We start from the raw sequence: 15,112 nt of genomic DNA on the forward strand, positions 1-15,112 counted from the left end.
CGGAGGGACAGTTGGCCGATCGACGCCACCGGCGGCCCGCCGCAGCCCGCTTCCTGTTCGCCGCACCGCTGTGCCTTTTTGCGGCGGCGCCGGTGCAGGGCGAATGGACCAGCCAATATCCGCACGTCGAAAATGCGGCGAAGAATGTCGGCCACCAGCTTTATCTGGAGGCCTATAATCTGCCAACCTTCGCGGCGAGCCCGACCGATCCGGCGCCGTCGCCCGACGGCCGCTCGGTCGCCTTTGCCGCGCGCGGGTGGCTGTGGACGATGGACGTCGCGACAAGGCAGGCGCGGCGGCTGACGCGCGGACCCCGCATCGATTCGCGCCCGGCCTGGTCGCCCGATGGTCGCCAGATTGCCTTCGTCCGCGACAGCGGGCGCGACACCGACATCATGCTGGTCGACGTCGCGACGGGCAAGGAACGCCCGCTGGCCGCAAGCCCGGCGCTCGACCTCGACCCCGCCTTTGCGCCCGATGGCAAGTCGCTGTTCTACAGCTCGGCCGAGGCGGGCGATTTCGACCTGTGGCGGGTCGAGCTTGCCACCGGAACGAAAACCCGCCTCACCACCGATACCGGTCAGGAACTGAACCCACAGCCGATCGGCGGCGGCACCGGGCTCGCCTATGTCAACCGCGCCAAATATTTCAGCGACGCGGTTGCGACCCTCTCGCTCGCCGATGGCGAGCGCCGGACGCTGCTGTCGACGGGCATGGCGCCGCAGCTCCGCGTCGCCGCATCGCCCGACGGGCGCTCGGTCGCGATCACCGAGCCCGATGGCGACCGGTTGAAACTGATCACCCTCGACGCGGGTGGCGGCGACACGATCCGCGTTGCGCCCGACGCGACCTATCCGCTCGCGCCGAGCTGGTCGCACGGCGGCGCGCTATGGTTCGTCCAGCCGAACCGCGACAAGCAATTCACCCTGTACCGCACCCCGGCCGACGGCGGCGCCAGCGAGGACATGTCGCCGCTCGACTGGGATTTCGGCGAGCGCACCGCGCGCGTCACCATCCGCACCCGGCAGGCCGGGAAGCTGACCCCCGCCCGGCTGGCGATCGTCGACGGCAGCGGCCATCCCGCGGTTCCCGCGACCGGCCTTGCCTATTTCGACTTCCAGCAAGGCCGCGTCTTCACCCATTCGCCCGGCGTGGTGACCGTTGAAGTCCCGGCAGGTGCGATCGGGCTGAGCGCGACGCACGGGTTCGACGGGGTTGCCGAAGCAACGCGGCAGGTGCGCGCCGGCGACACGGTGACGATCGACCTCGATCTGCCCTCGACCGGCTTCGACGCCGCCGCGCGCGGCTGGTATTCGGGCGACCTCCACAACCATCTCAATTACGGCGGCCCCTATCAGCTCGAACCCGGCGATCTGGTGACGATGATGCGCGCCGAAGGGCTCGACGTCGCGACGCCGCAGCTCGCCAATCTCCAGACGCGGCAGGTCGACGCCAAATGGTGGGGCTGGCAGCGCACCGAACTGCCGCTGATCCGCGTCTCGCAGGAGGTGCGTGCGCATTTCCTCGGCCATATCGGGGTGATCGGTACCGATGCGCCGTTCGACCCGTGGTTCTTCGGCCCGAGCTACCCGGTCCGCGCGCAGAGCGAGCTGACCAACGCCGATGTCCTCCGCTTCACCCGCGCGCACGGCGGGCTCAATATCTATGTCCATCCGGTGATCGGCAACGATCCCTTTCCGGCAGAGGGCAACCCCGGCGGTTTCCCGCTAGCGCTGGTGCCCGACGCGGTGCTCGGCGACGTCGACGCGATCGAGATCGCGTGCCTGTGGAGCGACGAGCTCGGGACCAGCGAGCTCTGGTATCGCCTCCTCAACCTCGGCCTGCCGGTCGCCCCGACCGCGGGCAGCGACACGATGCAGAATATCCACCGCATGATGGCGATTGGCTCGACCCGCGTCTACGCCAAGCCCGAGGGGCCGGTCGGGATGACGAGCTTCCTCGACGCGCTGCGCAAGGGACGCAGCTTCGTCACCACCGGGCCGATGATCGATTTCACCGCGGCGGGCGCCGGGCCGGGCGAGGTCGTCGCGGGCGGCAGCACCTCGATCCCCTGGTCGCTCGACCTGTTTTCGCCAACCGCGGTCGAGACGGTCGAAGTCCTCGTCAACGGGCGCGTGGTATGGAGCGGCAAGGGGCTCCCCGCCGCCGGGAAGCGCAGCTACAGCGGCACGATCGAGGTACCCGCGGGCGGCTGGGTCGCCGCGCGCGTCCATGGCGGCCCGGCAGTCTGGCCGGTGCAGGACGGGGCGCCCTTTGCGCACAGCGCGCCGGTCTGGATCGGCCGCGTCGGCAGCACCGACCCCGCTGCGGCGCGCAGTGCCGCCGCCGACCTGCTCCGCTGGATGCCGGTCGGCGAAGCGCGACTCGCAACCGGCTATCCGGGCGACAGCGGCGCGCGCCTCAAGGCCCGCTTTGCCGAAGCGCGCCAGCGGCTCGAAGCGTGGGCGAAATGATATCGGGATAAGAGTGCCAAAAAGGGACCGAATCCGTCCCGTCCCGATACGGCTTTTTTTTCGTCGTCCTTTCCGCTCGACCGGCCGCCGATTGTCGTTTTGATCCAATGATTGCGCGCACCCGGCGCGCATCCCGTAGCCACGGCCAGCGCAGGGACGCTTAGGCCGACAACAGATACGGCACAGGCTGGCCGGCGCCCGATCGATAGGGACGCCAGCGATCCGCGCCGCATCGTCGGCCGAATAACCGCTGTCCGCTACCCAAGCAAAACCCGCCGTCTGTCGACGCGCGCCCTTTGGCGCGTGGGCAAACCCCAATGCACAAGGAGAATGGAAATGGCTGGAAAACATGATGCCGAAAAGCTCAAGACCCTGGCATCGGTCTCGACCGAACGCCGCAAGCTGATCGGCCAGGCGATTATCGACGGGTTGATCTCGCCCGGCGAAGCCGCCTTTTCGCCGGTAGCGGCCGACCCCGACTATAATCAGGGTCAGGGCGGCTACACTCAGAAGGGCGGCGACCACAAGCAGGGCGGCGGCGACTATAACCAGTCGCAGGCACTCACCAACATCCGCGATCTCGTCACCAACGTCATCCAGCCGGGCAATGTCGTTCAGCCCGGCAATGTCGCAGGCGGCGTTACACGCGGCGGCGGCCGCTAAAAGCGGCAGCTTCATTTATCTCGAGACGATGAAGGATTGCTCGTGAACCAGCAACTCGGCATCGCTCCGGCGGCGGACACCCTTGTTCGTCGCCGCGAGTGGCGGGCCAGCCAGCCCGATTCGATCGACGCGCTTCAGGTCGTCTACAAGGTGGCCGAGCGCTGCAACATCAACTGCAGCTATTGCTATTATTTCCACATGGGCGACGAAACGCCGCTCGAACGCCCCGCCTATGCGCCGCATGCGGTGACCGAGCGGCTGGCGCACTGGATGGCCGACGGCTGCGCGGAACTGCGCATCCCGCATGCCAAGCTCGCCTTTCACGGCGGCGAACCGGCGATGATCGGCGCCGACGCGTTCGGCAAGGCCTGCCGGACACTGCGCGACGTGATCGAACCCGTCGCAACGCTGTCGCTTGCGATCCAGACCAACGGCGTGCTGCTCGACGAGCGCTGGACCGACCAGTTCATCGAACATGCGGTCGGCGTCGGGATCAGCATCGACGGCCCGCAGGCGGCCAACGACCGCTTCCGGCTCGACAAGCGCGGCCGGTCGACCTTCCAGCGCAGCGAGGATGCGATCCGCCGCCTCGTCGCCGCGCGCCCCTATGGCGCGCCGCTGCCCTCGACGATCAGCGTGCTGCACAGCGCCAACGACTATCGCGACATCTATCATTATCTGCGCGATCTGGGGGTCGAGGAACTCAATTTCCTGCTCCCCGACCGCAATGTCGACGATACCGCCTTCCGCGCCTCGGACGAGGCGGCCGACTATGGCCGCTGCCTCTCGGAAATCTTCGACGCCTGGCTCGCCGAGGACAATCAGGCGGTGCGCATCAAGTTCATCGACCAGACGATGGTCCATTTCCGCGCCAGCGTGACCCCCGGCGCGATCTTTCGCCGCGGGCGCAAGAGCAATCAGGTGGTGATCGCGCGCAGCGACGGCACGGTGGCGATCGACGACAGCTATATCCCGGCGCTCGACTGGTACAGCCGCGCCCCGGTGCGGCCGATGGCAACGCATTCGCTGCGAGATTTCCTGGGCAATCCGATCTTTCAGGAGATCGAGACGACGGCGAACAGCATCCCCACCGGCTGCCGGGACTGCCGCTGGCGCGACATGTGCCGCGGCGGCGACCTCGAAAACCGTTTCTCGGCAGCGAGCGGCTTCGACAACCCCTCGGTCTATTGCGGCGCGTACAAGGGCCTGTACGCAACGGTTTGCCAGCGGCTCGTCGAAGGCGGTTATCCCGCTCATCTCGTCACAGAAAAATTCGGTGCCCTATGACTCACGACCAGACCGCGGCATGGCTGTTCCATCCGCTTTCCACCGACCGCTTCCTGTCCGACTTCTGGGCGAAGGAGCATCATCTCGTCCGCCGCAACGACCCTGGCTATTTCGCCGGCCTGTTCAGCGCCCGGGCGCTCGAGGAATTCCTCGAATATGGCCGCCCCGACCCTGCCGGTGTCCGGCTGGTCAAGGGCAAGGAGAAAAAGGAGCTCGCCGCCTATCGCCTCGGCAACGGCGCGATCGACATGGTTGCGCTGCGCAACGATTTCGCGGCGGGCTTCACGATCATCCTCAACGGCCTCGAACGCTATGTCGGCGCGGTCGCGGCGCTGGCACGCTCGCTGGAGGTCGAGCTCAACTTCGAAACGCAGGTCAACGCCTATATCACCCCGCCCGGGTCGCAGGGGTTCCTGCCGCATTACGACGACCATGACGTCATCATCCTGCAGATTCAGGGTTCGAAGCGCTGGCACATCTATGAACAGGAAGGCGACGTGCCCGCCAGCGAGCTGCAGCAGCGCGAGCTGTTCGTCGGCGAAGACCTGTCGCCCGCGACGCAATTGATCCTTCGCGCCGGCGACGTGCTCTACGTCCCGCGCGGCCGGGTCCACGCCGCCGAAACGCTCGACGAGACGTCGATCCACCTGACGCTCGGCATCCATCCGCCGAACATGCTCGAACTCGTCAAGGCGGCGCTCGACACGATGGCGATCCGCGACGACCGGGTGCTCGAACGGCTGCCGCCGCGCTACCTCAACGACCCGGCGCAGCGCGCTCGCCTCGCCGGGCTGGCGCGCGAGCTGGCGGCGATGATCGACGACCGCGCGATCGGCGATGCGGTCGGCGCGATCGAGGACAGCCTGCTCCGCCGCGGGCGCTGTCCGCCCGCCGGCCGGCTCGTCGACGACGTGACCGGCAGCGGCCACATCACCGAGGCGAGCCGGCTCGCGCGCAACCAGCCGCTCTATGCCCGCGTCATGGCGCTGCCCGGCGGGGTCGGGCTGCAATTCGCGCAGACGCTCGTCACCGCGGATAGCAACCACCGCGACGCGATGCTGTTCCTGTCGCGGCGAAAGGATCCGTTCCGCGTTGCCGAGATCCCGGGCATATCGGCGGGCGAGCAAACCGACCTCGCGCGCAAGCTGCTTGTCGACGGCTTCCTGGTCCAGGTGCCTGCGGCCTGACGATGCAACGGCTCGCACCGCCACCCCGCGCCGCGATCAGTGATAGGGCGGCGATCGAAGTCGGCCTGTTTCTCACCGGCCTGGCCGGGGAGGCGGAGACGGCGGCGCGGCTCGGGATTTGCCCCGCCGAGCTGCGCGAACTGCTCGACAGTCTGGCGCTGTCGCGCTGCGCGATGGTCCCCGTCGGGGTCGGCGACAATCTCGATATCCGTTTCCTCGACATGGCGGGCGAGGCGTTCGATGCGCCGACCTTCGACGATAGCGTCGATCACGCAAAGTCGCGGGCCGGGTCGCCCCGAACGTTCAGCCTGCCGGCCAACGCCATCGCTGCCGCCGAGCAGCCGCGCGCCGCCCCGGACGGCATCATCCTCCACGTCGGCCGCTGCGGCTCGACTCTCCTTTGCAACCTGCTCGCAAGCAACGGCGACTGGGCCGCGCTGCGCGAACCCGAATTTTTGAACGGCCTGTTCCTCGCCCGCGCCGCGACACGCGATCCGGCCGCGATCGATCGCATCGACACGCTGGCCGAGCAGCTGGCGGGCTGCCTCGCCCGCGCCGTGCGCCCACGCAAATCGCTCGTGAAGCTCAGTTCGTGGACAACCCCGCTCGCCGCGCCGCTGCTGGCGCGCTTCCCCGGCACCCCGGTCATCGTCGTCGTCCGCGACCCTTGGCAAACGGTCGCCTCCTTCCTTGCCGAACCGCCGCATTGGTATGGCCCCGCCAGCGCGGAGCTCGCGGCAAACGAAAGGGCCGGCGCGGTCCGGTTCTTCGCCGAAGCCTGGCGAAGCACGGTCGCAGCCGCACGGTACCTGCCCGGCGAGCGCATCATGTTCGTCGATTATGAGGCTATCGTCGGCAACCCCGCCGCAACCCTCGCCAAGCTCCGCCGTCATCTGGGCGACGAAGGCCCGCCGCCCGCCCCGGCGGCGCTGGAAGCGACGCTGGCGTCCTATTCCAAAGCAGCATCGACCGAGCCGTTCGACCCGTCGGGAAAGCACCGGCGCGCGGTTCTGCCCCCCGATCTCGCCGATATCGTCACCGCGGTCACTGCCGGCGAATGGTCTGGCTGTCGGCGCCGCGAAGCCGGCAAGGCGTTCGTCGAAGAAATGGCGCGCTCGGCCGCTTCCTCAAGCCGACGCCGATCCGGCGAAGAAGGCTCGCATTGGCAGTAAAGATATCGACGGCTGCGAAGATAGACGCCGTTCCCCAGGCCCTTACATCGGAGAATGGTCGGCGGCGAGGTTGCCTTCCCCCTGCCGCGAGCGATAGCTTGTGGCGTCTGTCGTGAAGTGCGCCTTGCCATAGCCGGCAAGCTGTTTTTCGATTTTGGCGACCAGTCGTCGGTCGGCAATGTTGCGTAATCCCGGCAGCCGCGATGCCAGAGCGAAGAGCCCGATGCGCGCCGCCACGAAAGCCCCGGCAGCGCCGGCCACGATCAGGTCGCCGACGCCGATATCGACGCCGATCGCTGCGGCCTTCGCCCGGTCACCGCCCATGAAGCTCCGCAGGAAAAAGAGCTTCGCCATCGCCCGCTCGAAGAAGGCATGCACCGTTTCGGCGAAGCTATCGCTCGCCCGGAGGTCCGCGGCCATCGTCGCGCGCAGAAGCTCGCCGCAAATATTGTCGTCATAGTCCTGGCGCAGCGTCGCGGCACGGGTCGACATCAAATCGACGATGCCCTGAGGGGTATCGGCAAGCAGTTCTTCGGGAAGGCCGAGCAGGAAGCAGCGATAGCGGGCAAGCTCGACGCGCGCGCGCTCTTCGCGGGTAAATTCGGTGCGCCCCTCGGCAATCATCTTGTACGACAGCAGGAAAATGGGGATCAGTCCGGCGGGCATCTGGTCGACCTGCGGGATCGGGAAGCCGTAGACGCGTTGGTCCCAGTCCCCGGGGCGCCGCAAGATGTTCGCCCGCACCATCGAATGCATCAGACGCACCATCGCGGCCGCCTTGAACCCCGGCCCGAAGCGCTCCAGCGCGCCCGGAAGCACCGATGTCGAGAAGAAGGTCGCCGTCTCCTTGACCCGCCGACCGGCGGTCTCGCTCGACAATGTGTTGGTGATTGCCATCGGCAGCGCCGAATATTTGTTCATGAACGTCGCAATGAAGGCGCCGCGAATGATGAAGGGCCCGAAATTGGCGGCGGAGTTCCGGTCAATCCGCGCACCCTCCTCCACCAGTGCCATGTCGACCCAGTCGGGTTTGCGCTCCATGTCGGCGATAAAGGCCGCGAGTTCGGGCGGTGCCCCGGCCACGCTTTCGATGCCGCTGTCGCAAGCCAGGACGAGCATGTCGACGAGCGCGCGAAAGCCATATTGGCGCATCAGCGCGGCATAGGCGTCGGCAACCAGGTCGCCCATCATCGAATAGGCACGGATCACCTCGACGCGCTCGCGATTCGACAGGATGGCCCGGCGCTGCTTCTCGGTCCCGTCGCCAAGCTGGGTGACGTCGCCCGGCTGGTCGGCGAAGCGCTCCGGCACGACGGTAAAATCGAAGGAGCCGTACATGCCGGGATTCGCGGCTTTCTGCGATTCCACTTTTGCCCAGAGGCTTTCCGTCGCAAGCTCGCTCATCGGGATTCGTCCTTCCATTCGGTTCCCGGATGATATGTATCATTTGATAGAAATTCAAGCAGGTTCAGCAATGCCGCCCTCGAACGGAAAAAATGCCCAGAAAACTGTGCCCCTACGTTCGACCGACGGTGGCTATCGCAAGGGCGAGGAAACGCGGGTGCGCATTCTGAACGCGGCGCTCGCGGCGTTCGGCAGCAAGGGATTTGCGGCCGTGACGACGCGCCAGATTGCCGAATCGGCCGGTACCAACCTGCCCGGACTCACCTATTATTTCGGCAACAAACAAGGGCTCTATCTCGCCTGCGCGCATGAAATCGTTGCCTCTTTCCGGCGCGGCATCGGCGCCGTGGGAGAGGCGGCGGGCGGCGCCTTGGCGCGGCCATTGGCGCGTGAGGACGCGGCAGGGCATCTCAAACAACTCTTCGCGGCGCTCGCGCATTTCCTCTTGTCGGAAGCGGGAGCCGAGGACCGCGCGATGTTCGTCCAGCGCGAAATGACCAGCCCCGGGCCGGCGTTCGAAATCCTCTACGCCGAGCTCTGGCAGCCGGGCATCGAACTCGCGGCGGCCCTTTTGGAGCGCGCGGCGGGAGGGCGCCTCTCGACCACCGACAGCAGGGTTCGCGCCGTGATGATGATTGCCAGCCTGACCGGTTTCCGCTCGGGACAGCGCGTCGTTGCCCGGACCGCGGGCGACGATGATCACGTCGCGCAAATCACGGCCGCTCTCAACGAGCAGATCGACGCATTCTGCCATTAGAACAGCGATTGGTGAGACGCCTGGGCGGCAAAATTCGAGCCCCCAAACTGTTCCTGGTTCGAGCGCATCTGATGGGCATAGCCGTTGATCTGCTCCGCATGCTGGCGCATCCGCTGGCCGAGCACCCCGCGCTCGGTCTGGAGCGAGCCCCGCCGCGCTTCGAACAACCGGCGCTGACCGCGCAAGGCCTCTGCAGCGAGCACGCGATCGGCGGGCGCAAAGGACGCGAACTCGGCGGGCTCGGCAACCCGCGGCAAGCCGTTCTGCTCGGCGACCAGCCGCGCGCGCTGCGCCAGCAGCGCGACGACCTCGCCGGTCATGCCGCGTTCGGTGGCGATCAGTTCGGAGGCCGATATCTTGAGCAGCGGTTCGCCTTTGGTGACCGACTGTCCCTCGACGACATGCAGTGCGGTGACGACACCGCCGTCACGGTGCTGGACCGCCTGGCGGTTGCCCGACACGGCGACAAAGCCTTGCGCCGATGCCGCGGCGTCGAGCGGCGATTTTACCCGGCTCGACGGCGACGGCGTCGTCAATTTCGACTTCGACGCCGCATCGGTGACCCCTGCACGCCTCGCCTTCCTGCAGGCGGCGTTCAGCGGCGGCCCCGACACCAATTTGAACGACCGGGTGATGAACCAGTCGGTCGCCTCGGGGCTGGTCGACAAGAATTGGGGCGTTTCGAGCACCGCCTCGCTCGACCTTGCCGGAGGATCCACGCTGCGACTGATCAACAGCTATCGCAAATGGACCAACGACCAGCTCGACGGCGACATCGTCTTCCTCCCCGTCCCGCTCGCGACGCGGCGCAGCCTGTTCGATTCGGGCAGCCAGAACCACGAGCTGCAGTTCATCTCGCCCGAACGCGAATGGCTCGGCGGCCATTTCGATATGGTCGCGGGGCTCTATTATTTCGAAGAGAAATTCGCGCTAGGCGAACAGCTCAACATGGACACGCAATATTGCAACGTCCTCGTCCCCGCCGGCCCCGGCCGCACCGCCTGCGCCGCCTATTATGCGAGCACCGGCGGCGTCGCGGCGACCGATCAGGACGTGTATCAGAAGGTTCGCAGCATCGCCGCCTATGCACAGGGCAATGTCTATATCTCCGACGCGCTGACGCTGACGCTCGGCGGCCGCTGGACCAACGACCGCAAGCGCGGCAGCTATTCGCAGGTTTCGAGCCCCTTCACCCAGACGATCCGTGCGCCCGAGGTGCTGACCTATCCGGGTCTTTCGGAAAGCCGCTTCACCTATCGCGTCAGCCTCAACTACAAGCCAGCCGATGACGTGATGCTCTTCGCCACCCATTCGACCGGCTACAAGTCGGGCGGCTATAATTCGGGCGGCGGCGTGCCGTCGCTCTCGACCTTCGACCCGCAGGGCAATCTGATCTCGACGCGGCGCGTGTTCGACCGCGAGACGGTGAAGAATTACGAACTCGGCGTCAAATCGAGCTGGCTCGACCGCGCCCTGACCGCCAACCTCACCCTCTATCGCATGGACATTGCGGGCTTCCAGGATCGCGCCTTCGACGGGGTCAGCTTCGTCGTCCGCAACGCCGGCAACCTCCGCCAGCAGGGTTTCGAGCTCGATCTCGTGCTCGCACCGAGCGACCGCTTCTCGCTCTCGGGCTCGCTCGCCTATCTCGACTCCAAATTCACTGATTTTGCCAACGCTTCCGGCGTGCCCGGCATCGGCGGGAGGCAGGATCTGACCAGCAAACCGAACAGCTTCTCACCCGCCTGGCCCGGCAGCGTCGCGGTCGACTGGAACGGCGATATCGGATCGACCGGCCTCACCTGGGCCGCCAATGCGAACGTCGCCTTTGTGTCGGACCAATATGTCGGCACGGTCAACGACGCCAATCCGCAATCGATTGCCGACGGCTATGCCGTTCTCGGAGCCCGTCTAGCACTGAACCGCCGCGATGACCGTTGGTCGCTCGCCGTCTTCGCGCGCAACCTCACCAACACCCACTATCGCCCGCTGGCTGTCTACCAGCCGCTCGGTGCCGTGCTCGGCCTGAATAACGGCGCCTTCCCCGGCAGCACGGCGAACCGCATCCAGGCCAACGAGCCGAGGACTTACGGAATCAGCGGAACCATCCGGTTCTGACAATAGCATGGCGACGGTGCACGAACCGCTCCGCGGATTGGCGCTAGCCTCGATGTAAAGCGGTCCCGCGAGCGCCGCGCCTGATTGAACGCCGGCGGCCACAGGCAGACCCTTTCGACTCCTTTACCTGAGGAGTCGAACGATGAACGAGCTTATCCAGATTGGCCCGATCAGCCCGCTACGCCAGCGGCTGATCGACGATATGACCATGCGCCGCTTCTCGAAGGAGACGCAGCGTAACTATCTGCGCGACGTCGGGCGGTTCGCGACCTGGCTCGGACGCTCGCCCCACACTGCGAGCGCCGAGGATATCCGGCAGTTCCAGATCGAGCAGCAGCAGGCAGGCGTCCCCGCGCCAACGATGAACAGCATCGTGGGCGCATTGCGGTTCTTCTTCACCCACACGCTCGATCGCCCCGATCTCGCGCGCAAGCTGGTCCGCACCAGGCAGGTGCGCAAGATCCCGGTGGTGCTGACGATGGCCGAGGTGAAGCGGCTGCTCGATGCCACGCGCTCGCTCAAGCACCAGGCCGCGCTGTCGGTCGCCTATGGCGCGGGCTTGCGCGTTGCCGAGGTGTCGGCGCTGAAGGTGACCGATATCGACAGCAAGCGGATGCTGCTGCGGATCGAGCGCGGCAAGGGCGGCCGATACCGCAATGCCATGCTGCCCGAAGGCCTGCTCCTGCTCCTGCGCGACTGGTGGCGCGCTGGACGACAACAGGGCATCCTCGTTCCCGATGGCTGGCTTTTCCCCGGACAGAGCGCCGCGGCGCCGATCAGCACGCGCCAGCTCTACCGTGTCGTCGTCGAAGCCGCGGAGGCCGCCGATATCGACAAGCGCGTCGGACCGCATACGCTGCGCCACAGCTTCGCCACCCATCTGCTCGAGGACGGCGTCGATATCCGCGTCATCCAGGCGCTGCTCGGCCATGCCAAGCTAAACACCACCGCCTTCTATACGCAGGTCGCAACGAAGACCGTTCGGTCGATCGTCAGCCCGCTCGACAGGCTCGCGCTCGCATCGCCGAGCGGGGAGGTTCCTGACGGCTAAGGTCCGTGCGCGCCTCACTCGAGGTTGCCGACATCTTCCGTGCCGCAGGGCCTGCCTATCGCACCGGCCATGCCGGCCACCTCAGCCTGCATCAGCTCAAGATCATGTCAGCGATCGAGCATTGCCGCACCGCCGCGCTCGGCGGACATGTCGAAGCCTGTACCGACTGCGGCCACTGGCGGATCGCGTACAACAGCTGCCGCAACCGGCACTGCCCGAGGTGCCAGGGCGCCGCCGCCCGCACATGGCTCGAAGCGCGCGAGGCCGATCTCCTCCCGGTCGGCTATTTCCACGTCGTGTTCACCCTGCCTGCCGAGGTCGCCGCTATCGCCTATTACAACAAGGCGCTGGTCTATGACCTGCTGTTCAAGGCCGCGGCCGATACGATGCTGACCATCGCCGCTGATCCCAAGCACCTCGGCGCCCGGATCGGCATCACCGCTGTACTTCACACATGGGGCTCGGCGCTCACCCATCATCCGCACATCCACATGATCGTGCCGGGCGGCGGCATCTCGCGCGATGGAACGCGCTGGATATCCGCACGCCCCGCCTTCCTGCTGCCGGTCCGCGTCCTTGGGGCCCTGTTCCGACGCCTGTTCCTCACCCGGCTGCGCGCGCTGCACGACGCCGGCAAGCTCGCCTTCTTTGGCAGCCTCACGCATCTCGCCGAACGACGCGCTTTCCTGCGGCACCTCTCGCCCGTCGGGAAGAAGCGCTGGGTCGTTTATGCCAAGCCGCCGTTCGCCGGGCCCGAGGCCGTGCTCGCTTACCTCGCGCGCTACACCCACCGGGTCGCCATATCGAGCAGCCGGCTCCTTCGGTTCGACGAGGCCGGGGTCACCTTCCGCTACAAGGATTACCGCAAGGCCGGCGCCGGACGGCAGCAGGTCATGACGCTCGGCGCCGACGAGTTCATCCGCCGCTTTCTTCTCCACGCCCTGCCGCGCGGGTTCCACCGCATCCGCCACTATGGCCTCCTCGCCAGCGCACACCGCAAGGATCATCTCGAACGCGCCCGCCGCCTGCTCGATGTCGCACCTCCACCGACCGACGAGCCCGCCGACGATGCAGAGCCCCGACCGACCTGCCCGTGCTGCGGTGGTACCATGATCATCATCGAGGTCTTCGAGCGCCGCTACCAGTCCCGCGCGCCGCCACCGCCATCCCTCGCACCCGGGACACCTGCGCCGTGACCCGGCACGGCCCGTCGCCTTCCTCGTCCTGGGCAGACCCGCGCCCGGAAGCGGACCAGCTCGCCACGGCGCTGCCCAAAAGCAGACGTCGCACCACCAAAATCGGTCCGTCCGCTTTTTGGCGTCCGCTTTTGCGATCTAAATCCAGACGGTCCGCTATCGCGCACGTCCGCTTTTCGGCAGCTCCTAGCTACCCCACGATCTCCGCAAAACAGCTTTCCCCATAGCTCACTCCATGACCACCGCGGTTCGGGCATCGAAGACTTTCCGACGCCTCGCGGCGTCCGAAACTCTCAACGGTAGTAGACCGTCTGGTTCTGGACGGAACAACTCGAATTCAGACGTTCGCAAATCGTGCGCGAGTTAGACTCCCACGAACGCTATCGAACTCGGAAGCGACATGTCGGACGTAAGGCAGTCCGCTGTCGCAGACTATTAGATCAGTATCATTCCATTCGATAAGGCCGCGCCGCTCATATTCCTCCAAGGCATCGCGGACGGTCGATTGATCGCCGGCATCCAGAAGCGTGCGACCGCGACACAGCAGGTCTCGGATAAGGTCGGCGCGGCGCTGTTGATCGCTACCAAGATGTACTCCGCGAACCGCAGCGAGCCGCCCCTCTGCAGCGATTTGACGATAGTGACCTGCCCTCTTTTCATTCTGGATGATGAGGTCGTGAAAGCGACTTATGGCGCTGGCACCAAAGCCGATCAGCACTGGCGCATCATCGTCGGTAAACCCCTGAAAATTTCGGCTAACCCTCCCCTCCGCTGCCGCGACTGCAAGCGAGTCACTTGGCAAGGCAAAATGATCGAAGCCGACGGGGATGTAGCCAGCTTGTGTGAGGCGTTCGAAACCGAGTTCAGCCTGAGCAAAGCGCAGTTTCGCGTTGGGCAGATTGATGGCCTCGATCCGCCGCTGGCGCGGGATCATGTCCGGAAGGTGCGCATAACCGAAAAGCGCGATCCGGCTCGGCGCGAGGCGAATCGTTTCGTCTAGCGTTTCGTTGAGATCGGCGAGACTCTGATCCGGCAGTCCGTACATCAGGTCGAAATTGATCGCGTCGATGTCGCGGAGCCGCAACGCCGCGACGACGCGTTCGATGTGCGAGAGCGGCTGGATCCGTCCGATCGTCTGCTGGACATGCGGCGCAATGGTCTGGACGCCGAGGCTGACGCGGGTCACGCGGGCCGCGGCGAGCACAAGCGCCCATTCGGACGAAAAGCCGCGCGGATCGAGTTCGATCGATATGTCGGGGCGATGCGCATCGAACAGCGTCAGGAGGAGATCGAGCAGGCGGACGAGTTCGACCGGCGTGATGGCATTCGGGCTGCCGCCACCGAAGGCGATGCGGCGGACGCGGCCGCGGCCGCCGAGCCGCTTCGCGACAAGCGCGATCTCCGACTGGAGCGCAGCGAGATAGTCGGCGAGGCGTTGCTTACGCCCCGCCGCGCCGGTGTTGCATCCGCAATACCAGCAAATCTGCTCGCAAAAGGGGATATGGACATAGAGCGATAGGGGCGTGCCGGCTTCAACCCTGTCGAGAGCCTCGCCATAGGCTTCGGCCCCGACATCGTCGGCGAACTCCATCGCCGTGGGATAGCTCGTGTAGCGCGGCACGGGCCGGGCGAGCAGATCGGGATGATAAGACCACATAATGCCGGTCTAGGCGCCGTGCAACGCGTCGGCATTGATCGGGATCAACGCTCGTCGCGTCAGCAACATCCCGACCTCTTTCCTGCCAGCCTGTCACGCCGCTCGGTGACGGCGTGACAGGCTTTGGCGCAGCCATTCTCGTCGCG

12 protein-coding genes are annotated in these 15,112 nt (G+C 66.2%); 9 read left to right on the top strand and 3 right to left on the bottom strand.

Features of this window, described 5'->3' with window-relative positions:
* Positions 1-11: 11 nt before the first annotated feature.
* From AN936_RS19500 to AN936_RS19520, 5 genes are all read left to right on the top strand, one after another.
* Complete coding sequence (locus AN936_RS19500; RefSeq protein ID WP_054589543.1) at positions 12-2,474, top strand: CehA/McbA family metallohydrolase; 2,463 nt, start codon at positions 12-14, stop codon at positions 2,472-2,474.
* Positions 2,475-2,810: 336 nt separating this feature from the next.
* Entirely contained in the window at positions 2,811-3,137 is a 327-nt protein-coding gene (locus AN936_RS19505; RefSeq protein ID WP_054589544.1) for a hypothetical protein, read from the top strand.
* A 42-nt stretch (positions 3,138-3,179) separates the two neighbouring features.
* Complete coding sequence (locus tag AN936_RS19510) at positions 3,180-4,424, top strand: radical SAM protein (protein WP_158500120.1); 1,245 nt, start codon at positions 3,180-3,182, stop codon at positions 4,422-4,424.
* Entirely contained in the window at positions 4,421-5,611 is a 1,191-nt protein-coding gene (locus AN936_RS19515; RefSeq protein ID WP_054589546.1) for a cupin domain-containing protein, read from the top strand. Before AN936_RS19510 ends, AN936_RS19515 begins: the two co-directional genes overlap by 4 nt.
* A gap of 2 nt (positions 5,612-5,613) precedes the next feature.
* On the top strand, positions 5,614-6,783 hold the full coding sequence (locus AN936_RS19520; protein ID WP_054589547.1) for a sulfotransferase family protein: 1,170 nt from the start codon (positions 5,614-5,616) through the stop codon (positions 6,781-6,783).
* A 42-nt stretch (positions 6,784-6,825) separates the two neighbouring features.
* Here AN936_RS19520 and AN936_RS19525 read toward each other — a convergent pair whose 3' ends face one another.
* Entirely contained in the window at positions 6,826-8,121 is a 1,296-nt protein-coding gene (locus AN936_RS19525; protein WP_201782940.1) for an oxygenase MpaB family protein, read from the bottom strand.
* Between AN936_RS19525 and AN936_RS19530 the strand changes: the two genes are divergently transcribed.
* Positions 8,120-8,944 carry a CerR family C-terminal domain-containing protein gene (locus tag AN936_RS19530; protein WP_234715649.1) on the top strand — a complete coding sequence of 275 codons (825 nt, stop codon included), beginning with the start codon at positions 8,120-8,122 and terminating at the stop codon, positions 8,942-8,944. The genes AN936_RS19525 and AN936_RS19530 overlap by 2 nt on opposite strands.
* Here AN936_RS19530 and AN936_RS19535 read toward each other — a convergent pair.
* Complete coding sequence (locus AN936_RS19535; protein WP_054589550.1) at positions 8,941-9,405, bottom strand: biotin/lipoyl-binding protein; 465 nt, start codon at positions 9,403-9,405, stop codon at positions 8,941-8,943. The genes AN936_RS19530 and AN936_RS19535 overlap by 4 nt on opposite strands.
* On the opposite strand from AN936_RS19535, the gene AN936_RS19540 reads away from it, so the two are divergent.
* From AN936_RS19540 to AN936_RS19550, 3 genes are all read left to right on the top strand, one after another.
* The gene (locus tag AN936_RS19540; protein WP_054589551.1) at positions 9,395-11,062 is read left to right on the top strand and encodes a TonB-dependent receptor; all 1,668 of its coding nucleotides are present in this window, start codon (positions 9,395-9,397) and stop codon (positions 11,060-11,062) included. The genes AN936_RS19535 and AN936_RS19540 overlap by 11 nt on opposite strands.
* Positions 11,063-11,204: 142 nt before the next feature.
* Positions 11,205-12,113 carry a tyrosine-type recombinase/integrase gene (locus tag AN936_RS19545; RefSeq protein WP_054586746.1) on the top strand — a complete coding sequence of 303 codons (909 nt, stop codon included), beginning with the start codon at positions 11,205-11,207 and terminating at the stop codon, positions 12,111-12,113.
* Between the two features lie 5 nt (positions 12,114-12,118).
* On the top strand, positions 12,119-13,309 hold the full coding sequence (locus tag AN936_RS19550; protein WP_054586745.1) for an IS91 family transposase: 1,191 nt from the start codon (positions 12,119-12,121) through the stop codon (positions 13,307-13,309).
* Positions 13,310-13,646: 337 nt separating this feature from the next.
* Here the strand turns inward: AN936_RS19550 and hemN are convergent, their stop codons facing one another.
* Complete coding sequence (hemN, locus tag AN936_RS19555; RefSeq protein ID WP_054589552.1) at positions 13,647-14,966, bottom strand: oxygen-independent coproporphyrinogen III oxidase; 1,320 nt, start codon at positions 14,964-14,966, stop codon at positions 13,647-13,649.
* Positions 14,967-15,112: the final 146 nt, after the last annotated feature.

The sequence above is a fragment of the Sphingopyxis macrogoltabida genome, assembly GCF_001307295.1.
Classification (GTDB): domain Bacteria; phylum Pseudomonadota; class Alphaproteobacteria; order Sphingomonadales; family Sphingomonadaceae; genus Sphingopyxis; species Sphingopyxis macrogoltabida_B.

Excerpts from the sequence above, each read along its gene's own strand:
- AN936_RS19530 (WP_234715649.1), top strand. The coding sequence starts at position 8,120 with ATGCCGGGATTCGCGGCTTTCTGCGATTCCACTTTTGCCCAGAGGCTT.
- AN936_RS19515 (WP_054589546.1), top strand. The coding sequence starts at position 4,421 with ATGACTCACGACCAGACCGCGGCATGGCTGTTCCATCCGCTTTCCACC.
- AN936_RS19525 (WP_201782940.1), bottom strand. The coding sequence starts at position 8,121 with ATGTACGGCTCCTTCGATTTTACCGTCGTGCCGGAGCGCTTCGCCGAC.
- AN936_RS19520 (WP_054589547.1), top strand. The coding sequence starts at position 5,614 with ATGCAACGGCTCGCACCGCCACCCCGCGCCGCGATCAGTGATAGGGCG.
- AN936_RS19545 (WP_054586746.1), top strand. The coding sequence starts at position 11,205 with ATGAACGAGCTTATCCAGATTGGCCCGATCAGCCCGCTACGCCAGCGG.
- hemN (WP_054589552.1), bottom strand. The coding sequence starts at position 14,966 with ATGTGGTCTTATCATCCCGATCTGCTCGCCCGGCCCGTGCCGCGCTAC.
- AN936_RS19505 (WP_054589544.1), top strand. The coding sequence starts at position 2,811 with ATGGCTGGAAAACATGATGCCGAAAAGCTCAAGACCCTGGCATCGGTC.